The following is a 19,460-nucleotide window of genomic DNA, read 5'->3' as shown; positions in this document are numbered from 1 at the left end:
GAGCTCTCATGAAGTCGGTCCTTCGTTTCGGTGCGCTGGCGGTGGGGGTGGTGCTCACCACGGGCGGAACAGGAGAGGCGGCTCAACCCACGCGAAAGCCCACGGCCGCCGCGTCCAAGCGTCCCCCGTCCAAGAACGCCAAGGCGGCGAAGAAGCCCGCCAGCGCGGCTCGCAAGGCCCCGGTGGCGGCGGCGGCGGCGCAGGCCCCGGGTGCCATCGCGGCCCCGGAGCCCGAGCCCACGCGCGTGGGTCCCGCGCGCATGAGCCCGGCGGCCATGCGCGACGCGCCGCGCATCGCGGATGATCAGAAGGACGCCCTGGCGGACCGCAAGCGCGACGAGGCCCTGGAGGGCTTCAAGCGCCTCATCCCCAAGCTGCAGGCGGGCTCGCCGCGCAAGGCGGACATGCTCTACCGTCTGGCGGAGCTCAACTGGGAGAAGTCCAAGTACCTCTACCAGCAGGAGATGAACACCTACCTCAAGGCGGAGAAGGCCTTCGACGCGGCCACCGCCCGCGGCGAGAAGCTGGAGGCGCCCCAGCAGGATCACCGCGAGAGCGAGCACTACCGCGCGGAGACCATGTCGCTCTACCAGGAGATCCTCCGCGACTACCCGGAGTGGCCCCAGCGCGACGAGGTGCTCTTCTACCTGGGCTACAACCAGCAGGAACTCGGCAAGCGCGACGAGGCGGTGAAGACCTACCTGGAGCTGGTGGCCAAGTACCCCCAGTCCCAGTTCGTGCCGGACACCTACGTCCAGCTGGGCAACCACTACTTCGAGAACAACAAGCTCAAGGAGGCGCGCGGCTACTACGAGAAGGCGCTCGCCTCCAAGGTGCCCAAGGTCTACGCCTACGCCGTCTACAAGCTCGCCTGGTGTGACTACAACGCCGGCGGCTACGACGAGGGCCTCACCCGGCTGCACGAGGTGGTGGACTTCGCCAGCCAGCGCGGCGAGGAGCTGGGCGACCTGCGCACCGAGGCGCTCAACGACCTCATCATGTTCTACGTGAAGCTGGACAAGGCCCAGGAGGGCATCGCCTTCTTCAAGGCCAAGGCCCCGGAGAAGCGCCAGGAGCGCCTCATCTCCAAGATGGCCGTGCAGCTCGTGGACGTGGGCCTGTACGACAGCGCCATCGAGACCTACCGCGTGCTGCTGCAGGACCGGCCCATGGGCGCGAGCGCCCCGGAGTACCAGCAGGCCATCGTCCACGCCTTCGAGGGGCTGCGCCAGCGCGACAAGGTGCGCGCCGAGATGAAGACCATGGTGTCCGGCTACCGTCCGGGCAGCGCGTGGTGGAAGGCCAACGAGGGCAACACGCCCGTCCTGCGCAACGCCTTCAGCGTCACGGAAGAGGCCATGCGCGTCATGGTGACGGACTACCACCAGGAGGCGCAGAAGACGCGCCAGGTGGAGACGTACCGGCTCGCCCGCGACATCTACAAGCAGTACGTGGACACCTTCGCGTCCAGCACGGATCCCGAGTTCCTCTCCGACTCCGCCTTCAACATGCGCTTCTTCTACGCGGAGATCCTCTGGGCCCTGGAGGAGTGGGAGGCCGCCGCCACCCAGTACGACGCCGTGGCCGCCTTCCAGGTGCCCGACCGCGACTCGGCGCGCGAGGTCTCCAACGAGACGTACCGCAAGAGCGCCTCCTTCGCCGCCATCATGGCCTACGACAAGCTCGTGAAGATCGAGCGCGGGGAGCTCTCCAAGAGCGACCTCAAGGACGGCCAGAAGGTGGACGAGAACAAGTCCAAGGGCCAGGTGGAGAAGAAGGGCCGCATCACCAAGAAGGACGCCCACCAGGCCGAGGAGCCCCTCACGCGCCACGAGGACAAGCTCGTCGCCGCGTGCGACACCTACAACCGCCTCTTCCCGGACAACCCGGACGAGATCGACCTGCGCTACCAGGCGGCCCTCATCGTCTACGACCGGCACCACTTCCTGGAGGCCGCGCGCCGCTTCGGCGACATCATCCAGAAGTACCCCGCCGAGCGCCGCAGCCGCGACGCCGCCGACCTGACCATGTACGTGCTCGAGTCGCGCGAGGAGTGGGACGAGCTCAACAAGCAGGCGCGGCTGTTCCTCGCCAACGACAAGCTCATCAAGCCCAACCCCGAGTTCGCCGCCCGCGTGGCGCGCGTGGCCGAGGGCGCGCGCTACAAGTGGATCCACGAGGTCATCTACCAGAAGCAGAAGGAGCCGGCGCGCGCCGCCAGCCTCTTCCTGGACTACGTGAAGGAGTACCCGCGCTCGGAGAACGCCGACCGGGCCATCACCTCCGCCATGGTCATCTTCGAGGAGGCGGGCCAGGTGGACCGCGGCATCGCCGCCGGCGAGCGCCTGCTGCACGACTACCCCGGCAGCGTCTTCGAGCCCAAGGTGCGCTACACGCTCGCGCGCCTCTACGAGAAGATGGCCGAGTACGCCAAGGCCGCCGCCATGTACTCGGCCTTCGTGGACGCCCAGGACTCGGGCCAGCGCCTGCTGCAGTCCCAGAAGGCCCGCAAGGCCGAAGCGCGCGCCCAGGCCAAGAAGGCCAAGAAGGGCAAGCCCGAGGCCGCCGAGTCCGCGGAGACGCCGCCCGACGCGGCCGCGGGCTCGCGTGACGAGGAGCGCCGCGCGCTGCTCGCCGAGTCGGAGAAGTGGGTGTCCGACGCGCTCTTCAACGCGGGCCTGTGGTGGGAGGGCGTGGGCGAGAGCGACAAGGCGCTCGCCGCCTACCGCGCCTACCTCAAGCGCTTCAAGGATCGGCCCGACGTGCCGCGCATCGCCTACAACCTGGGCATCGTGTACGGCAAGGACGGCAAGTGGCCCGAGGCCTCGCGCACCCTCGAGTACTTCCTCACCGTCTACGGCAAGGACGCGCGCGTCTCCCAGGCCGAGATCTACCGCGCGCGCCACGAGCAGCTCGTCGCCTACCAGCACCTCAAGAGCGCGCGCAACGTGGATCGCGTGCGCTCGGACCTGCTCTACGGCTGGAGCAAGCTGAGCGCCGAGGACAAGCAGCAGCCGGACCTGATCGACGCCTACGGCCAGGCGCGCTTCCTCGCCGTGGAGGAGGACTGGCAGGCCTTCACCGCCATCCGCTTCAAGCGCGTGAGCACGGTGCGCGCGGACCTGGCCGCCAAGCAGAAGGCGCTGCAGAAGCTGGAGAAGCAGTACGTGGACGTGCTCGCCAGCGGCTCGGGCGAGTGGGGCATCGCCGCGCTCACCCGCATCGGCCTGGCCTACGCGGACTTCGCGCGCAACATCATCGACTCGCCCAACCCGCCGGGCCTCGACGAGGAGCAGCTCGCCATGTACCGCGGCGAGCTGGAGAACCTGTCCCTGCCGCTCGAGGACAAGGCCAGCGAGGCGCTGGAGAAGGCCCTGGGCAAGGCCTACGAGCTGTCCGTCTACAACGAGTGGACGGTCGCGGCCCAGGATCAGGTCAACCGCTATCACCCGGGCGCCTACGCCCAGGTGCGCCAGATGCCCTATCGCGGCAGCGAGTTCTTCGCCACCGCCGACAGGGTCAAGGACTCCGGAGTGGGCGCCCAGACCCCGTCCCAGGACGAGGCCTCGCCCACGCCGCCCACCGCCTCCCGGGAGGTGCTGCCGTGAAGACTTCCATCCTGCATCCCGCCATCCGCCTCGCCCTGTCCGCCGCCGCGCTGAGCCTGGCCGCGTGCGCCACCACCGCCCAGGTGCGGCCGGTGCCCGTGGCCACCGAGAGCCACCCCACGCCGGTGGCCGAGGCCCCCGCGGCCGAGGCCGCCGCCGAGGCCGCGAAGTCGCCCGAGCGCACGCCCGACAAGCCGCACCCGGCCCAGGCCGTGTTCACCGAGGCCGTGGCCGCCTTCGACGCGGGAGACTACGACGGGGCGCGCGCGGGCTTCGAGAAGGTGCTCAAGCTCGCGCCCCAGAGCCTCAACGCCCAGTTCAACCTGGGCCTCATCGCCGAGCGCCAGGGCCGCGTCGACGACGCCGTGGCCGCCTACGAGAAGGTGCGCTTCCTGGAGCCCGGCCACGTGTCCATGCTGCTCAACCTGGGCCGGCTCTACCGGCAGCAGGAGAAGTACCCGGACGCCATCTCCCTCTACGAGACGGGGCTCAAGACGCCCGGCAACGAGTTCGAGCCGGCGCTGCTCAACAACCTGTCCACCGCGTACCGGCTCGCGGGCAAGCCCGCCCAGGCCGAGTCGAGCGCCCGCCGCGTGCTGGCGCGCCACCCGGAGGACGCCGAGGCCTTCAAGAACCTGGGGCTCGCCGCGCTCGCCCAGGGCCGCTACCGGCTCGCCGAGACGGTGCTGCTCCAGGCGCGCAAGCTCGCGGACAAGGATCCCGGCGTCCACAACGACCTGGGCATGGTCTACCTCAAGCTGGAGCAGCGCCCGCGCGCGCTCGCCCAGTTCCAGAAGGCCGTGGCGCTCGACGAGCGCTTCGCCCCGGGCCACGTGAACCTGGGCGCGCTCGCGCTCGCCTGGCGCGACTACGCGGGCGCCGAGCGCGCCTTCGCCAAGGCGGTGGAGCTCGAGCCCGGCTCGTCCTCCGCGTGGCTGTCCTACGCCTGGGCCCTGGACGGACAGAAGGGGAGGGATCCCCAGAAGGGGCTCGCCGCGGGCGCCGCCTTCGAGAAGGTGCTCGCCCTGCGCGCCGAGTCCTCCGAGGCCGTGTGCGGCGCGGGCTGGGCCTACGCCGTCGAGCGCGCCGGCTGGGACAAGGCCGAGGGCTTCCTGCAGCGCTGCAAGGCCTCGGCGAGCACCAGCGCCCAGGACAAGCAGCTCATCGACTCGAAGCTCCAGGGCCTGGCCGCCCTGCGCAAGAGCGCGGCGGCGGCTCCGGCCGCGGTCGGCGGCAGCGGGGCGCTCCCGGACGCGGCTCCGGCCGAGTCCCCGGCCGAGCCCGCGCCCACCCCGGCCGAATAACCTTCCACCCCCGGGGAGAAGTTTTTTCCCCCGGGGGGTGGATCGCCAGCCGGGTGGATCTATTTTCCCAAGCAGTTTCGCGGAGTTCCACGGCTCCGCGACGTTGGATCGAGGCATGCAAGAGCGGTTGGGGTGCCTGCGAGGAGACCGCGGATGAGACGACTGATGATGGCGGTGACGATGACGCTGGCGGTACCGGCGCTCGCGCAGCAGGACCAGGTGAAGGTCATCCAAGAGGAGGACAAGGTGGTGGTCCGCAAGAAGACGACCATCGACTTCACCGACATGGCGGTGGAAGGCGAGCTGACGAAGCCCGAGGGCTCGTACGTGCTCAACCGCAAGAAGACAGATTTCCAGAGCCTCATCCGCGTCCGGGACAACTTCAATCCGGAGCTTCAAAAGTCAGTCGACAACCTCTAGCGGGCGGCAACTGGTTCACCGGGGACGGAAGGGCGAGGAGGGAGTTATGGCGGCGGGGAAGAGGAACGGTTTGACGCTGCGAATCACCGGTCCGGACGGCACCGTGCACGAAGCCGTGTCGGATGCCGAGAGCGTCATCGTCGGTTCGGGGGCGCAGGCGGCGGTGAAGATCTTGGACCCGGGTGTGTCCAACCTTCACGTGATGCTCAAGGTGGACGGTGGCGCGGTGACGGCCATCGACCTGGGCAGCGAGGCGGGCACGCAGGTGGGCGGCCAGCGGGTGGTGGGCCCCAAGCGGCTCGAGCCCGGAGACGTGCTGAGGCTGGGCGGCTCGCAGGTGGAGGTGCTCTTCGGCGAGCACTCGGCCGCGGGCGCCCAGGTCAACGAGGGCTCGCTCCAGGGCTCGGTGCTGCACCCGCCCACGCGGGTGGCCGAGCCCGTGGGCCCGCCCCGGACGGTGGGGCCCGCGGCGGGCGTGCCTCCGGGGATGCGCAACCGCGCTCCGGCGGCGGCTCCGGCGCGTCCCGTGGCGGCCCGTCCGGCGGTGGCCCATCCGGTGGTGGCCGGCAAGGTGCCGCGGCCCGCGGCGGCGGCCCACATCCAGGAGCCCCTGCCGCCCGAGGCGCTGCCCACCCAGGAGGAGCGCGTGCTGCAGGTGCGCCAGCTCTGGGGTGACCAGATGCTGGGCGTGCAGCACTTCGCCGACGGCGTGCCGGTGACGGTGGGCGAGGGCAAGAAGAACTTCTTCCACGTGTACGCCGACGACGTGGGCGCCCGGCACGTGCTGGCGGTGGCCCAGGGCGGCAAGTTCGAGCTGCGCGTGCCGGCCTCGGCCGGGGTGTTCGTCACCCACAACGGGGACGTGCGCACCAAGGAGTCGCTGCGCGCCGAGGGCCGGCTCACGGGCACCCAGGCCGAGCACGTGTACACGCTCGACCTGCACGAGCGCGCCGAGGTGTCCATCGGCACCCTCGCGTTCGTGGTGCGCTACGTGAAGCCCTCGCCCCTGGTGGAGGTCAACCGCCTGGCGGCCGCGGACTTCACCTGGCTGAAGATCGCGAGCATCACGATGCTGGCCGCGGGCGCCTTCGTGGCGGCCATGGTGTTCACGCCCCGCTCGGACGTGCCCACCCAGGACGACATCCTCCAGAGCCAGCAGCGCGTGGCCAAGCTGCTCGTGGCGCCGCAGAAGCCCATCGACATGAAGCGGTTCAAGAAGACCGCGGAGGAGGGCGAGAAGGCCAAGGGCGAGGAGGGCAAGTTCGGCAAGGAGGAGGCCCAGAAGGCCGAGGCCGAGCCGTCCAAGCCGGGCACCGCCATCGTCAACAAGAGCAAGAAGGAGCAGGACCGCAAGATGGTGGGCTCGGTGGGCCTCCTGGGCGCGATGAAGGGCCTCAAGGGCGGCGCCTCGGACGTGTTCGGTCCGGGCGGCCTGGGCACCGGCATCAACAGCGCGCTGGGCGGGCTCAAGAGCGGCGCGGGCATGGGTGACGCGCAGGGTGTGGGCGGCCTCGGCTCGCGCGGCAAGGGCGCGGGCGGCGGCGGCACGGCGCTGGGCATGGGCGGCCTGGGCACCCGGGGAGACGGCCGGGGCACGGGCGGCAGCGGCGGCATCGACCTGTCGGGCCGCGGAAAAACCATCACCAAGATCGTCCCGGGCAAGACCACCGTGGTGGGCGGCCTCGACAAGGACGTCATCGCGAAGATCATCCGCAGCCACCAGAACGAGATCAAGTACTGCTACGAGACGGAGCTGAACAAGAATCCGAGCCTCGCGGGCAAGGTGGCGGTGGCCTTCACCATCGACCCGGCGGGCGGCGTCGCCGAGGCGAACGTGACGGAGACCACGCTCAACAGCTCCGCGGCCGAGGCCTGCATGCTCTCGCGCATCCGCCGCTGGAAGTTCCCCGAGCCCAAGGGCGGCGGTGTCGTGGCGGTGACGTATCCCTGGTTGTTCTCGCCGGCGGGTGAGTAGAGGCCTTGCTGGCTGCCTAGAGTATCGCGGGTGAAGTCCGCCCCTCTCCCGGTCCGGGAGGGGGGCGGTTTTTTAGGAGAGGGTTCGTTGCGATGACCAAGCCGTTGTTGACCGCCGTGCTCGCGCTGCTGCCCACCGCCGCCCTGTCGGCCACGCCCCCCGAGGGCGTTCCCCTGGAGGTGCGCCGGGGCTTCTTCACCGAGGCGGACATCGGGGCGTTCTTCACGCTGGGCGGGGAGAACGCCTACTCCAACGCGCAGACGTACGTGCAGTTGGGCGTGGGTGTGGACGTGACCGAGCGCTTCACCCTGGGGCTGCACTTCGGCCTGGGGGCCTCCGCCGCCAACTGCTTCGCGGGCTATGCGCCGGGCACGCAACTGTGTGGCCGCACGGAGAACTTCACGGTGGCGCTGGCGAACGTGACGGCGGGCTACCGGGTGCCGCTGGCCACGCGCTTCTACCTGGTGCCCAAGCTGGCCGCGGGTGTGGCGCGCCTGGACCCGGCGCCCACGGGCTCGGGAGATCCGAGCCTCGCGGTGACGGCGCCCAACGCGGGCGTGGGCCTGGGGGTGGAGTACGCCACGCCGATGGACCACTTCACCGTGGGCGCGGACGTGCTGGCGCGCTACCTCATCGGGCCCAACATCCCGACCTTCGCCCTGTTCCCCCGGGTGAAGTACACGTTCTGATACGGTCCTCCTCGCGGCGGCGGCTCCTTCGCCGCCTCGTCGCTGGAGGAAGCCCGTGTCCACCCGTGCCGTGGGCCCCCGCCTGGCGGGGAGCGCGTGGCTGCTCGTCTTGTCCCTCCAGGTCGCGTGCGCGACGGTGCCGCGCACCGCGCCGCTCGGGGACAGACCGATTCATGACGCCGCCGGGGTGCTCCTGGAGCCGGACGCCGTCGCGACCCGGCCCGTGTCGATCGAGCGCGCCGCGTTCCAGCACGCCCTCCGGGGCCTCGTCCGAGACATGCGGGCAGACGGATCGCCTCGGCTGGCCGCGCACGACCGGCTGAAGACCGAGCCCTCCTCGCCCGACGAGGTGGAGACCGTCGGGATGGCGGGGGAGTGGTTGCTGGAAGCGGACGGCGACCGGACCCACACCTTCGTGCCCCTGCGCCAGACGGGGCCCGTGCCGCTCACCCCCGAGGCGGAGGAGTCCCTGCGCACCGGTTACCTGCGGTGGTGCGAGCACCAAGGGGGAGGCGATTGCCTGGGCCTGCTGGACGACGGTCCCTACCTGCGCGCGGATGACCGGAGGACGCTCGCCCTGGCGCTGGCCCTGGGCTCCGTGCTCGATGAAACGCGCGAGGCCCTGACGCGCGAGGTGCTGGATGCGCGGGCGTTGGTGTCCCTGGTGGTGTGGACGGCGGCCGTGTACTGCGCGATGTGGGCGGTGCCCGAGCCGACCTTGAAGGCCGTGGCGGCCACGCTCACGGTGCTGCTCGTGGGATGGTTGGGCGTGGACACGGTGTGGAGCCTCATGGATGGCTGGGCGCGGCTCACCCGGTCCGCGCATGACGCGAGCACCTTCGAGGACCTGCGCGCGGCGGGCGGAGCATTCGGGGCCGTACTGGGGGAGGACGCCGCCCGGGCGATGATCCTGGCGGTGGCTACGCTCTCGGGACGCACCGCGGGGGAGCTCGCGGCGAGGGTGCGATCGCTTCCGGGCTACCGCCTGGCGGGCGCCCAGTGGAAGGCACAGGGTGGGGCGGCGGTCCTGGAGACGGTGGAGGGGAAACAGGAGTCCCTCGCGGTGGCGGTGGCGGCCGTGGAGGCCATGGCGATGTCCCCCCAGGGCCCCACGGCGGTGGTGCTGCTCAAGAGCAGGGGGAGTGGGGGCCACGCACCCAGCGGCAGAGGTGCGACCACGGTCATCCGTCACCGGGCGGGCAACCGGCAGGTGGAACTCGCCAACGGGCAGCGTTGGCACCTGCCCCGGGGCAAATCCCTCGCGGACATTCCCACGGAAGACAAGGCGGGAGATGTGTTGCAGGAGGCCGTGACCCGGGCGGCGAAGGAATGGGGTCCTGACGGGCTCTCGGTCGCGGAGAGGAGCGCCATCAAGAAGGCCGTGGATCAGGGGAAGTATTGGCTGGCGCGGCTATTGGAGCGGGAAGCCCGAGGTCGTTACGTCCACGAAGCGGTGAGACATCAGCTTCAACCAGGTTGGCGGTTCAATGTCCGAGGCGTCGACATCATTGACCTGAAGACTGGCCATCAGTACGAGCTTCTCTCTGGAACTGAGTCCAATGTGGCTCGACACGGTCGTCGCATGGCGCGCGAGTTCTTCCGGATGATCATTTTTTGAGCGGAGTGGCCATGGCATGGTTTGAAAATGTTGTCCTCAAGAGCAAGTTGCTCGAGAACGAGCGACTGGATTTGAGCGACAAGAACTCGCTTTATTTTCTGGGCCCCGATCTGACGCTCAAGAGGTGCTCGGTCATCCTGAAGGTGTCCGCGAGAAACCTGCTCATCAAGCAGGCACGCTTCATCGATTGCTCCTTCGAGGTGAAGCAGCAACTCAAGAACCATCAGCAATGGGTATTCGCCTCGCTCGAGGGGTGCCGTTTCAAGGGGCGCCTGTCGGGGTGCGACTTCGGGCACTGGCCCGAGTATGGAGGGGGGGCGGAGCACGGTGCCATCAAGGACTGTGACTTCTCCGAGGCCCAGATGGACAGCTGCCGCATCATGGGGAGTGATCCGGCGACGCTGCGCTTCCCGCGGTGGCCCTGCTTCACCTTCCTGGATCCGATTGGCCACGCGGCGAAGTTGCGCGAAGCCCCATGGCCCGCCTTGTTTGGCCGCATCATCGTGAACGACCTGCATACCCATCCCGCCTGCACCACGGCCCTGACCTTCCACGCCCCCACGATCGCGAAGTTCGCTGAAACCACGCCGGAAGAACTCCGGGCCGTCATCGAGCGGTTCGACTGTCTGGTGTATTGAGCGGGCGTCTCACCGCAGCCCGGCCAGGAGCCGGGCGAGCTGCTCCGGCTGCGACGCGAACGGCGAGTGGCTGGTCTCCAGGGTCTTCTGCTCGAAGCGGTTGCCCGGCGTGAAGGCATCCGCCTCGCGGATCATCAGATCCTGCAGCGCGGGCGCCAGGGCACGGTCCTGGGCGCACCGCAGATAGGTCCGGGGAATGCGGCCCCAGCGCTCGCGGGTCGCGTGCACCTCGGTCGTGAAGAACGTGCTCGGCAGGTCCGGGGTGAGCGCGAGCGCGAAGGGCAGGAACGCGGGCAGCTCCACGTCCTGGTAGTACGCCGCGCGCAGCGCCTCGAGGTACGCGGCATCCCCTCGGGGGTTGATGCGGAACACGCCCACCACGTCCGGGTCCCCGATGAAGAGCGTCTCGCCGTAACCGGTCTTCGCCTCGGGCAGGGCGGCGTAGGCGCTCGCCGACTTGAGCTGGAGGGGGCAGTAGGCGCTCAGGTACACGAGTCGGCCGATGAGCTCCGGGGCCTGCTCGCCGACCTGCGTCAGCATCGTGCCCCCCATGCTGTGGCCCACCAGGATGGGCCGGGGACCCGGGCGCGGCGCCTTGAGCACGTCGATCACCGCCTGGGCGCCTTCCTCCAGCCGGATGTTGCGCAGGGGCGAGGGCTCGCGCGCGAATTGGGCCGCGTCTCCCGTGAGGTACGAGGCGGGGAAGCGCGCGTGGAGGCCATGACCCGGCAGGTCGACGGTGTCCACGCGGTGGCCGAGCGCCACGAGGTGCTGGATCACACGTGCCCAGTGCAGGGAGTGGTGCCAGGCGCCGTGCACGAGCACGAAGTTCTTGCTCGGAGGGCGAGGGGCCGCGTGGGCCCGTGCGCCTTCCACGAGCGGCAGCGTGGCGGTGGCGAGCGCCGCGTTCTTCAAGAGGTCTCTGCGATTCATGTCATTCTCGGGGAGTGGACAAGGTTTCGAGGAGCCGGACCCGGCGGGCCTCCAGCTCGGAGATCTGCCGCTCGACGTCGGCGAGCTTTTCCCGGTGGGCCTCACGCGCGTTGGGGCAGACGACATTCGACGCGTTCGTGAACATGCACGGCGAGAAGGTGGCGATCTCCTCCAGGGAGAAGCCCAGGCGGATCATGCGGACGATGTGCTGGATGCGGCGCACGGCGTCGGGGCTGAAGGTCCGGTAGCCATTGGACTGGCGGGTCGAGACGAGCAGTCCGGCCTTCTCGTAATGGCGGATCGACCGCGCGCTCGCGCCCGACAATCTGGAAAGCTGTCCGATGTTCATTCCCGCCTCGATGAAGAACGCTAGCACCTGACACGGGTGTCAAGGTCAAGCCCTGGTGCATGGTGCCACGGGGCGGCGGGGGCGGACACCAGCCGCCTCGGGGTCCTCGTTCTGTTTCCTCTTGAACGACCCCTGCTTTTCGCCGGAGGGAGGGTCCTGTCGCGCCGAGACTGCGGGGTCATGCGCGTCCTGCAAGTCATTCACGGCTACCCCATGCGGTTCAACGCGGGCTCGGAGGTCTATACCCAGGCCTTGTCCCAGGGGCTCGCCGAGCGGCACGAGGTGCACGTCTTCACCCGGTACGAGGATCCCTTCCGTCCGGATTACACCCTGCGCCAGGAGCGGGATCCGGATGATCCGCGGATCGCGCTGCACCTGGTCAACATGCCCAACAGCCGTGACGGCTACCGCCACGCGGGCGTGGACCAACGCTTCGCCGAAGTGCTGGAGACCCTCCAGCCCCACGTCGTCCATGTCGGGCACCTCAACCACCTGTCCACCTCGCTGCTCGAACAGGCGGCGTCCCGGCGGGTGCCCATCGTCTTCACCTTGCATGACTATTGGTTGATGTGCCCTCGAGGGCAATTCATGCAAATGCATCCGGAGGATCCCCAGGACCTCTGGGCCGCGTGCGAGGGCCAGGAAGACCGCAAGTGCGCCGAGCGCTGCTACGCCCGCTACTTCTCGGGCGCGGCCGAGGAGCGTGAGACCGACGTGGCCCATTGGGCGGACTGGGTGGGTCGGCGCATGACCCACGTGCGGCGCATGGCCGGGCTGGTGGATGCCTTCATCGCGCCCTCGCGCTACCTGCTCCAGCGCTTTCAGGAATTGCCCCTGCCCGCGCACAAGCTGCACTCCCTCGATTACGGTTTCGACCTCGGCCGACTGTCGGGCCGGGTGCGCCAGCCCGAGCAGGACTTCGTCTTCGGGTACATTGGCACGCACATTCCCGCCAAGGGCATTCATCACCTCATCGAGGCTTTTGGTCGGGTCCGTGGCCCGGCGCGGTTGCGCATTCATGGTCGACCCCGGGGCGCGAGCACGGAGTCGCTCCAGGCCCTGGCGCGGGCGCTCCCGGGAGACGCGGGAGCGCGGGTCGAGTGGCTGCCCGAGTACCGCAATCCCGACATCGTCCGGGATGTGTTCGACCACGTGGATGCCATCGTGGTCCCCTCCATCTGGGCGGAGAACTCACCCCTCGTCATCCATGAGGCGCTCCAGGCCCGCGTCCCCGTCATCACCGCGGATGCGGGAGGCATGCGCGAGTATGTCCAGGATGGGGTCAATGGCTTGCTCTTCGCGCACCGGGACGCCATGGCGCTCGCGCGGGCCATGCAGCGGCTGGTGGACGAACCCGCGCTGGCCGCGCGGCTGGGCGCACGGGGCTACCTGCAATCCGAGAGCGGCGACGTGCCCGACATGAAGGACCACGTCCACGACGTGGAAGCCCTCTATGCCCGGGTCATCCGCGACAAGCGTGCCACCCGTCCGCCGACCCGGCCCGGTCCCTGGCGCATCACCTTCGACACCAACCCGGACGACTGCAACCTGCGCTGCATCATGTGCGAGGAGCATTCTCCCCACAGCGACAAGCAACTCGTGCGCAAGGCGGCAGGGCTTCCCCGCCGCCGCATGCCCATCGCGCTCCTGCGTCGGATTCTCGAGGACTCACGCGACACGCCCCTGCGGGAGATCATCCCCTCCACCATGGGAGAGCCGCTGCTCTATCCCCACTTCGACGAGCTCATCGAGGTGTGCCGGGAGCAGGGGCTGTTGATGAACCTGACGACCAATGGCACCTTTCCACGCCTGGGCGCCAGGGAGTGGGCACGGCGTCTGGTGCCCATCCTCTCGGACGTGAAGATCTCCTGGAACGGAGCCACGCGCGCCACGCAGGAAGCCATCATGCCCGGCACGTGCTGGGAGCGGGTGCTGGAGAACCTGCGCACGTTCATCGCCGAGCGGGACGCGCGGGCACGGGCCGGAGGGCATCGCTGCCGGGTGACCCTCCAGCTCACCTTCCTGGAGACCAACGTGGGAGAGCTGGCCGACATCGTGCGGCTCGCCGCGAGCCTGGGCGTGGATCGGGTGAAGGGCCACCACCTGTGGGCGCACTTCGAGCAGATCAAGAACCTGTCGATGCGGCGCGACCCCGAGTCCATCCGGCGCTGGAACGCGGCGGTGCGTGAGGCCCGGCGGGCCGTGGCCGAGCACCCCCTGGCCGGTGGGCGGCACCTGCTGTTGGAGAACCTCCACGAACTGGCCGAAGGGGCCGTGGACGATATCGCTCCGGGGGCGCGCTGCCCGTTCCTGGGCAAGGAGGCCTGGGTGAGTGCCCTCGGCCGCTTCGACCCCTGCTGCGCGCCGGATGCGCAGCGGCGCTCGCTCGGTGAGTTCGGGGACCTCATCCAGGTGGGAATCCAGGACGTCTGGACGGGCGTGCCCTATCAGCGGCTGCGGGAGACCTACCAGGAGCAGCCGCTGTGCCGGGGCTGCAACATGCGGCAGCCGGTGGAGGTGGGCCCGTGAGCGCCTGGACGGAGACGCGGGTGGCGGCGGACCGGACCCATCACGTGCGTGCGGGCGTCGCGCTGTACCCGGCCCGGTTCCTGGAGGTGTTGTCCTTTCATGCCCCGGGCCTGGCGGCGGCGAGGGACACCACGGGCGCCTTCCACATCGACGTGTCGGGTCAGCCCGTGTACGCGCGGCGCTTCACCCGGACCTTCGGCTTCTACGAGGGACGGGCCACCGTGGTGCAGGGGCGCGAGGCCTTCCATCTGCGTGAGGATGGCTCGGAATTGTCCGCCGAGCGCCATGCCTGGTGCGGCAACTTCCAATCCGGCCGCTGTACGGTGCGTGACCGGGACGGGCGCTACTTCCATGTGGACCGGGAGGGCCACCCCGTCTACGCCCAACGCCACGCCTACGCGGGTGACTTCCGGGACGGTCTCGCGGTCGTGCAGGACGCCGAGGGATTGCACCTGCACATCCACGAGGATGGCCGGCCCCTCAACGGACGGCGTTTCCTGGACCTGGATGTCTTCCACAAGGGGTTCGCGCGGGCCCGGGATGAGCGCGGGTGGCACCATGTGGACACGGCGGGCGCGCCGCTCTACGGCGAGCGCTTCGCGATGGTGGAGCCCTTCTACAATGGACAGGCGAGGGTGGAGCGCGAGGACGGCGCCCTGCTCATCCTGGGGGAGGGGGGCGAGATCCTGCACACGCTGCGACCGCCCCGCCGGGACGAGTCGCAAGCCCTGTCCGGGGAGCGTTGACCGCGCCCTGGAGGTGCTCGGCACGCACTGAAAAGCCTTGAGGGCGTTTTCCTGGAAATGCGGTTATGATACGATATCCGTGTTTTGCTGCTCTGCGTCAGGCTTTTCCCCGCTCCCCCTCGAGGAACCATGAAGCTCAAGCACATCGGTCTGGTTGGCGCCTCCGTTCTCACCTCCGCCCTGGTCGCGCACGCGGCGGTCGGCTTCCACAACACCGGCACCCTGTCGGGCTGGAATGCCATCAACCGGGAGCACAAGGGCACGGTGAACGAGGTGACGAACGTCACCTACGAGGGCCCGACGGCCCTCAAGGTGACGCAGATCTACGACCCGTCCTATACCGGCCGCTACCACTCGGAGGTCGTGAAGCACAACGTGTACCGCCGGGGCGACACGGGCTTCTATGGCTTCGCCTTCCGGCTGCAGAACGACTGGCAGTTCCAGAGCCAGTCCTTCAACATCGCCCAGTTCATCGCCGATTTCGGCGACACGGGCTGTGACGACTACATGCCCTCGACCATGGTGTGGCTCTCGGGCAACCAGCTCAACACGCGCGTCAAGCAGGGCTCGGTGTGCAGCCAGAAGACGGTCAACTTCACCAACCTGGCCACGGTGAGCGCGGGCGACTGGCACAAGATCATCATCCAGACGAAGTGGGCGAGCGACAACACCGGCTTCATCAAGATGTGGTTCGACGGCCAGAAGGTGCTCGAGCAGTACAACCTGGCCACCACCGTGTCCGACGATCGCTCCTTCCAGTTCCGCGTGGGCCTGTATGCCAATGGCTGGCATGACAGCGGCTACATGCAGGGCAGTCAGGGCACGCGCAGCATCTGGTTCGACGAGATCGGCACGGGCACGACCTTCGCCGATGCCGACCCCGATCAGTGGTAGCGCGCGAGCCCGGGCGTCAGCGCAGCGAGGCGACGAGCGCGTCGAGCTGATCCATCGTCTCCAGCATGCCGGTCTCCATGCCCGAGGCGAGTGCTCCGGCGCGCGCCTCCGCGGACGGATACACCTCGTGTGACACGAGGTGTGTCTTGCCCTCGCGCTCGTCGAACGTCACGGTGATGCGCATCTCGCCCGCCTCGGCCATCGGCTCGAACACCTGGGTGTAGACCAGGCGCGAGGGCGGGGTGATCTCGGTGTACCGGCCCGAGAACGCGAACGCGTTGCCGTCCGGCGTGCGCAACTGGTAGCGGTAGGCGCCGCCCACGCGCACGTCGGCCTCACAGCCCACCAGGGTGACGCACAGGGATTGGGGCGCCCACCAGCGCTTGACGAACTCGGGCCGGGTCCAGGCGTCGAACACGATGCGGGCCGGCGCGTTGAAGGTGCGCGAGATGATGATCTCCCGCTCGCCGTGCAGCTCCACGGACGTGCGGTTCTTGGGGGCGGACTCCGGGCTAAGACTTGCGACCATGGGGCGTCTCCTTGTCCTTGAGCTCCTCGAGGAGCTCGTCCAGTTGGTCGAAACGCTCTTCCCAGAGCTGGCGGTAGCCCTCCAGCCACACGTGCAGCTGGCGGAGGGACTCCGCGCGCAGCGCGTAGAGCCGCTGTTGGGCGCGCGGGTGCACGTCCACCAGACCGGCTTCCTTCAACACCCGCAGGTGCTTGGACACCTGGGGTTGGTTGAGCTGGAGGCGCTCGCCAATGTCGTTCACCGCGTGGGGCCCCGAGCGCAGGAGCTCCACGATGCGAAAACGGTTGGGCTCGGAGAGCGCCGCGAACGTCTCGATCATGCGGGAGTATATGCCCATCATGGCATATGCCCGTCAAGGCATATGTTTCGGTTCAGGGCGAGGCACCGGCCAGGCCCAGCGAGGCCCGCCAGATACACAGGGTGAGCGCGAGGAGCAGGGGGGCGCGCAGGAGGCTCCAGCGCACCCAGCGCCGGGCCCGCGCGGGGTCCGTGTCCGTTCCCTGCTCGAACCGGATCACCCGGGGAATGAAGTAGGCGAACGTCCAGCCCCGGAGCACGACGTACAGCCCGGTGGAGGCGAGCAACCAGGCGCGCACGTCGGGCCGACCCCAGCAGGCCCAGAGCGCCACCGGCAGCGCGAGGGTGAGCACGCCGTGCAGGGGCACCCAGAAGCGCTTGCGGTCCAGGCCGCCGCGTTGGGGTTGGATGACCGCCAGGTTCGAGGGCCAGACGGTGTCGACGACGGCGTACTCGTACAGGCTTCCGCCGCACTCGAGGAGACACGCGACCAGCGCCAGCCGGAGAGCGCCCTCTGCGATGAGTTCCGAGACAGTCATGGGGGCAATGTAGCGGGGGGCATCCGTTTGTTCGCGTGATGGCTCGTGATGTTAAACATCACCGCCGTGAATCTTTCCGCCATCGATCTCAACCTGCTCCACGTGCTCGCCGTCGTCCTGGAGGAGCGCAGTGCCACCCGGGCGGCGCGGCGGCTGCATGTCACCCAGTCCGCGGTGTCCAACGCGCTCGCGCGGCTGCGGGAGGTGCTCAAGGATCCGCTCGTGACCCGACGGGGCAGGGGGCTGGTGCCCACGCCCCGGGCGCTCGAGTTGCAGCCCCGGTTGGCGGCGGCCCTGAAGGAACTGGAGCGGGTCGTGGAGACCGCTCCGGCCTTCGATGCGGCGCGCTGCGACCGGGAGTTCACCCTGGCGTGCGCGGACAACCAGCAACTCGCGGACCTGCCGCGGCTCTGTCAGGCGCTGGAGCGCGAGATGCCCCGGGCCCGGCTGCGCGTGGTGAGCATCGACGTGCTGCTGGCCACGAACGGGCTGGTGACGGGCGAGGTGGACCTGGCCATCGCCCCCTCCGGCGCGCCCCCCGGGATGCACGCGGCGCCCTTGTACGTCGAGTCCCCCGTGGCGGTGGTCCACCGCGATCATCCCTTCCGGGGCGCCGTGCTCACGCCCGAGGCCTTCGCGCGGATTCCCCAGGTCTCCTTCAACGTCGCGCTCGGACGGCCGGGCATTGGCAGTGCCCTCACCGACCGGGCGTTTCGCGCGGGGGGGCTGGACGCCGTTCCCACCCTGTACGTGCCGAGCTTCGCGGCGGCGGCGATGGTGGTGGCCTCGACCGAGCGGCTCGCGTGCATGCCCCGGCGCGTGGCGACGGTGCTCGCGGCGCATCTGCCCCTGCGGCTCGTGCGGCTGCCCATCGAGGGCCTCGCGATGCCGATGTCGCTCGTCTGGCATGCCCGCACGGAAGGCGATGCGGCCTCCGCGTGCTTCCGGGACCTGTTGCTGCGCACGCTGCGTGAGCCCGGCGAGCCGGCGCCCGCCTCCAGACGTTCACGGCCATCACGTGGAGCACCGAAGGGGTTGCCCGCTCCGTCCCCGATGTGACAAGGAACCCGCTCCACGGAGGAGGCGAGCCTATGGCTGTCGTCATGACCGTCGTGAATGCCAAGGGGATGGACGGACAGCTCTTGTTCCGGTGGTTGCCCCCCAAATGCGATGGATGTCTCGTGCTGGACGACGAGGTGGCGCTCACGGAGTCGCTCGCCTTCGTCTACAAGAACACGGCGCCCGAGAACCTCCCGGTGCACCTGCTCAGCGTGGCTCAGGCCGTCACGAAGCTGCCAGAGGCGGTGGCGAGCGCCAAGTCCTATGTCCTGCTGCTGCGCAGCCCGGCGCCCCTGGAGCGGTTGCGTCAGGCGGGCGTGGCCCTGGACTTCATGCGGGAGCTCTTCATCGTATCGACGCTCAACGCGGGAGAGCTCCACCCCGTCGCGGGCTCGTGGTCCTGCACCCGCGAGGAGCTGCGGGCGGTGGATCAGCTGGATCTGCTCGGCATCGACGTGCACTTCCAGCTCGTGCCCGAGGCCCCCTCGCACGACTGGGTGAACCTGCGCCGCCACTTCACGCGGCTGCTGGACTAGAAGATCGAGAAGAGCTCACCGAGCAGCTCCACGACGTCCAAGCCGACGCTCCACGAATCCACGTCGACGAGATCCACCGCCTCGGCCGAGCCCTTGGCGTCCTGGGAGAGGGCGACGGGGGTAGCGGCCAGGGCGGCCGCGGCGGCGGCCCGGCGGGCATGGAAGTCCTTCATGCCCAGGTGCTTCATCACCAGGTGGCCCGCGACGTGCGGCGCCACGTCCCGGCGCGAGCCGACCGCCTGCTCCGCGTCCCGGATGGTGCTCTCCACGCACTCGGGGTCCATCAGACACACCGGGGCCTGACAGCGCGCGCAGGCGGTCATGTTGGCCAGGCGGATGGGCTCGCCGCAGTCGGAGCACAAGAGGGTGTCCACGTGCTTGCGCAGCTCGACGAGCTCCTTGGCGTGCAGGGCCCGCACCAGCCCCTTCTCCCGGAGGAACTGGAAGAAGGTGATGAAGTGGCCGTGGTCGCCCGCGGTGCAGCGCCAGGACTGGTAGCGGTTGCCGTTGGCCAGGTCGTGGCACAGCACCAGCTTCGTGTCACAGCGCGGACAGGACAGGGGCCCCGTGCGCTTCGGAGGGCGGGCGCGGCGCTCGCCATACACCGCGCGAAAGAGCCGCAGGGTGCCGCCCGCGGACAGCTTCAGGCTCTCGTGGGTGTCGAACCACAACCCGCCACACGCCTGGCACACGTCGAGCTGGAGGGTGCCTCCCGTGCGTGTCCCCAGGGAGTGCTCCCCCATGGGCTTCTTGCACTCCGGACAGTTCATGCCCGCCAGTGTAGCGCGCCCGGGCCC

At 69.4% G+C, this 19,460-nt stretch carries 18 protein-coding genes; 12 read left to right on the top strand and 6 right to left on the bottom strand.

Going from position 1 to position 19,460, the window contains the following annotated elements:
* Positions 1-8: 8 nt before the first annotated feature.
* The 7 genes from I3V78_RS26575 (at position 9) to I3V78_RS26545 (ending at position 10,252) form a co-directional block, all read left to right on the top strand.
* Positions 9-3,608: a tetratricopeptide repeat protein gene (locus I3V78_RS26575; protein WP_204491275.1), complete on the top strand. Its 3,600-nt coding sequence runs from the start codon at positions 9-11 to the stop codon at positions 3,606-3,608.
* Positions 3,605-4,912: a tetratricopeptide repeat protein gene (locus tag I3V78_RS26570; protein WP_204491273.1), complete on the top strand. Its 1,308-nt coding sequence runs from the start codon at positions 3,605-3,607 to the stop codon at positions 4,910-4,912. Before I3V78_RS26575 ends, I3V78_RS26570 begins: the two co-directional genes overlap by 4 nt.
* A 153-nt stretch (positions 4,913-5,065) precedes the next feature.
* Entirely contained in the window at positions 5,066-5,332 is a 267-nt protein-coding gene (locus I3V78_RS26565; RefSeq protein WP_204491271.1) for a hypothetical protein, read from the top strand.
* Positions 5,333-5,378: 46 nt separating this feature from the next.
* Positions 5,379-7,307: an AgmX/PglI C-terminal domain-containing protein gene (locus tag I3V78_RS26560; protein ID WP_204491269.1), complete on the top strand. Its 1,929-nt coding sequence runs from the start codon at positions 5,379-5,381 to the stop codon at positions 7,305-7,307.
* A gap of 92 nt (positions 7,308-7,399) precedes the next feature.
* Entirely contained in the window at positions 7,400-7,996 is a 597-nt protein-coding gene (cglE, locus tag I3V78_RS26555; protein ID WP_204491268.1) for an adventurous gliding motility protein CglE, read from the top strand.
* 55 nt (positions 7,997-8,051) lie between these two features.
* Positions 8,052-9,614: a SitA5 family polymorphic toxin gene (sitA5, locus tag I3V78_RS39475; protein ID WP_338023757.1), complete on the top strand. Its 1,563-nt coding sequence runs from the start codon at positions 8,052-8,054 to the stop codon at positions 9,612-9,614.
* An 11-nt stretch (positions 9,615-9,625) separates the two neighbouring features.
* Entirely contained in the window at positions 9,626-10,252 is a 627-nt protein-coding gene (locus I3V78_RS26545; protein WP_204491267.1) for a hypothetical protein, read from the top strand.
* Positions 10,253-10,261: 9 nt separating this feature from the next.
* Here I3V78_RS26545 and I3V78_RS26540 read toward each other — a convergent pair whose 3' ends face one another.
* Entirely contained in the window at positions 10,262-11,185 is a 924-nt protein-coding gene (locus I3V78_RS26540) for an alpha/beta fold hydrolase (protein WP_204491266.1), read from the bottom strand.
* Between the two features lies 1 nt (position 11,186).
* Positions 11,187-11,534 carry a MerR family transcriptional regulator gene (locus I3V78_RS26535; RefSeq protein ID WP_204491265.1) on the bottom strand — a complete coding sequence of 116 codons (348 nt, stop codon included), beginning with the start codon at positions 11,532-11,534 and terminating at the stop codon, positions 11,187-11,189.
* 180 nt (positions 11,535-11,714) lie between these two features.
* On the opposite strand from I3V78_RS26535, the gene I3V78_RS26530 reads away from it, so the two are divergent.
* From I3V78_RS26530 to I3V78_RS26520, 3 genes are all read left to right on the top strand, one after another.
* Positions 11,715-14,063: a glycosyltransferase gene (locus I3V78_RS26530; RefSeq protein ID WP_204491264.1), complete on the top strand. Its 2,349-nt coding sequence runs from the start codon at positions 11,715-11,717 to the stop codon at positions 14,061-14,063.
* The gene (locus tag I3V78_RS26525) at positions 14,060-14,809 is read left to right on the top strand and encodes a hypothetical protein (protein ID WP_204491263.1); all 750 of its coding nucleotides are present in this window, start codon (positions 14,060-14,062) and stop codon (positions 14,807-14,809) included. Before I3V78_RS26530 ends, I3V78_RS26525 begins: the two co-directional genes overlap by 4 nt.
* Before the next feature lie 129 nt (positions 14,810-14,938).
* Positions 14,939-15,703: a polysaccharide lyase family 20 protein gene (locus I3V78_RS26520; protein ID WP_204491261.1), complete on the top strand. Its 765-nt coding sequence runs from the start codon at positions 14,939-14,941 to the stop codon at positions 15,701-15,703.
* A gap of 16 nt (positions 15,704-15,719) precedes the next feature.
* On the opposite strand, the gene I3V78_RS26515 is transcribed toward I3V78_RS26520, so the two are convergent.
* From I3V78_RS26515 to I3V78_RS26505, 3 genes are read right to left on the bottom strand one after another with little or no spacing between them, the layout of a single operon-like run.
* Positions 15,720-16,232: an SRPBCC family protein gene (locus tag I3V78_RS26515; RefSeq protein WP_204491260.1), complete on the bottom strand. Its 513-nt coding sequence runs from the start codon at positions 16,230-16,232 to the stop codon at positions 15,720-15,722.
* The gene (locus I3V78_RS26510; protein ID WP_204491259.1) at positions 16,216-16,551 is read right to left on the bottom strand and encodes an ArsR/SmtB family transcription factor; all 336 of its coding nucleotides are present in this window, start codon (positions 16,549-16,551) and stop codon (positions 16,216-16,218) included. The genes I3V78_RS26515 and I3V78_RS26510 overlap by 17 nt, the downstream gene beginning before the upstream one ends.
* Positions 16,552-16,603: 52 nt before the next feature.
* On the bottom strand, positions 16,604-17,068 hold the full coding sequence (locus I3V78_RS26505) for a hypothetical protein (RefSeq protein ID WP_204491258.1): 465 nt from the start codon (positions 17,066-17,068) through the stop codon (positions 16,604-16,606).
* A gap of 66 nt (positions 17,069-17,134) precedes the next feature.
* Here I3V78_RS26505 and I3V78_RS26500 point away from each other — a divergent pair, with 66 nt between their 5' ends.
* Together I3V78_RS26500 and I3V78_RS26495 are read left to right on the top strand one after the other, a co-directional pair.
* On the top strand, positions 17,135-18,127 hold the full coding sequence (locus I3V78_RS26500) for a LysR substrate-binding domain-containing protein (protein ID WP_204491257.1): 993 nt from the start codon (positions 17,135-17,137) through the stop codon (positions 18,125-18,127).
* Positions 18,128-18,159: 32 nt separating this feature from the next.
* Positions 18,160-18,663: a PTS sugar transporter subunit IIB gene (locus tag I3V78_RS26495; RefSeq protein ID WP_204491256.1), complete on the top strand. Its 504-nt coding sequence runs from the start codon at positions 18,160-18,162 to the stop codon at positions 18,661-18,663.
* Here I3V78_RS26495 and I3V78_RS26490 read toward each other — a convergent pair.
* A complete protein-coding gene (locus tag I3V78_RS26490; protein ID WP_204491255.1) occupies positions 18,660-19,433 on the bottom strand; it encodes a zf-TFIIB domain-containing protein in 774 nt (257 codons plus the stop codon). The two genes, I3V78_RS26495 and I3V78_RS26490, sit on opposite strands and share 4 nt — an antisense overlap.
* Positions 19,434-19,460: the final 27 nt, after the last annotated feature.

Source organism: Archangium primigenium (assembly GCF_016904885.1).
GTDB lineage: Bacteria > Myxococcota > Myxococcia > Myxococcales > Myxococcaceae > Cystobacter > Cystobacter primigenius.
This window is presented reverse-complemented; position numbering and strand designations above follow the sequence as displayed.

Excerpts from the sequence above, each read along its gene's own strand:
- I3V78_RS26575 (WP_204491275.1), top strand. The coding sequence starts at position 9 with ATGAAGTCGGTCCTTCGTTTCGGTGCGCTGGCGGTGGGGGTGGTGCTC.
- I3V78_RS26565 (WP_204491271.1), top strand. The coding sequence starts at position 5,066 with ATGAGACGACTGATGATGGCGGTGACGATGACGCTGGCGGTACCGGCG.
- I3V78_RS26560 (WP_204491269.1), top strand. The coding sequence starts at position 5,379 with ATGGCGGCGGGGAAGAGGAACGGTTTGACGCTGCGAATCACCGGTCCG.
- cglE (WP_204491268.1), top strand. The coding sequence starts at position 7,400 with ATGACCAAGCCGTTGTTGACCGCCGTGCTCGCGCTGCTGCCCACCGCC.
- I3V78_RS26545 (WP_204491267.1), top strand. The coding sequence starts at position 9,626 with ATGGCATGGTTTGAAAATGTTGTCCTCAAGAGCAAGTTGCTCGAGAAC.
- I3V78_RS26540 (WP_204491266.1), bottom strand. The coding sequence starts at position 11,185 with ATGAATCGCAGAGACCTCTTGAAGAACGCGGCGCTCGCCACCGCCACG.
- I3V78_RS26535 (WP_204491265.1), bottom strand. The coding sequence starts at position 11,534 with ATGAACATCGGACAGCTTTCCAGATTGTCGGGCGCGAGCGCGCGGTCG.
- I3V78_RS26530 (WP_204491264.1), top strand. The coding sequence starts at position 11,715 with ATGCGCGTCCTGCAAGTCATTCACGGCTACCCCATGCGGTTCAACGCG.
- I3V78_RS26520 (WP_204491261.1), top strand. The coding sequence starts at position 14,939 with ATGAAGCTCAAGCACATCGGTCTGGTTGGCGCCTCCGTTCTCACCTCC.
- I3V78_RS26515 (WP_204491260.1), bottom strand. The coding sequence starts at position 16,232 with ATGGTCGCAAGTCTTAGCCCGGAGTCCGCCCCCAAGAACCGCACGTCC.
- I3V78_RS26510 (WP_204491259.1), bottom strand. The coding sequence starts at position 16,551 with ATGATCGAGACGTTCGCGGCGCTCTCCGAGCCCAACCGTTTTCGCATC.
- I3V78_RS26505 (WP_204491258.1), bottom strand. The coding sequence starts at position 17,068 with ATGACTGTCTCGGAACTCATCGCAGAGGGCGCTCTCCGGCTGGCGCTG.
- I3V78_RS26495 (WP_204491256.1), top strand. The coding sequence starts at position 18,160 with ATGGCTGTCGTCATGACCGTCGTGAATGCCAAGGGGATGGACGGACAG.
- I3V78_RS26490 (WP_204491255.1), bottom strand. The coding sequence starts at position 19,433 with ATGAACTGTCCGGAGTGCAAGAAGCCCATGGGGGAGCACTCCCTGGGG.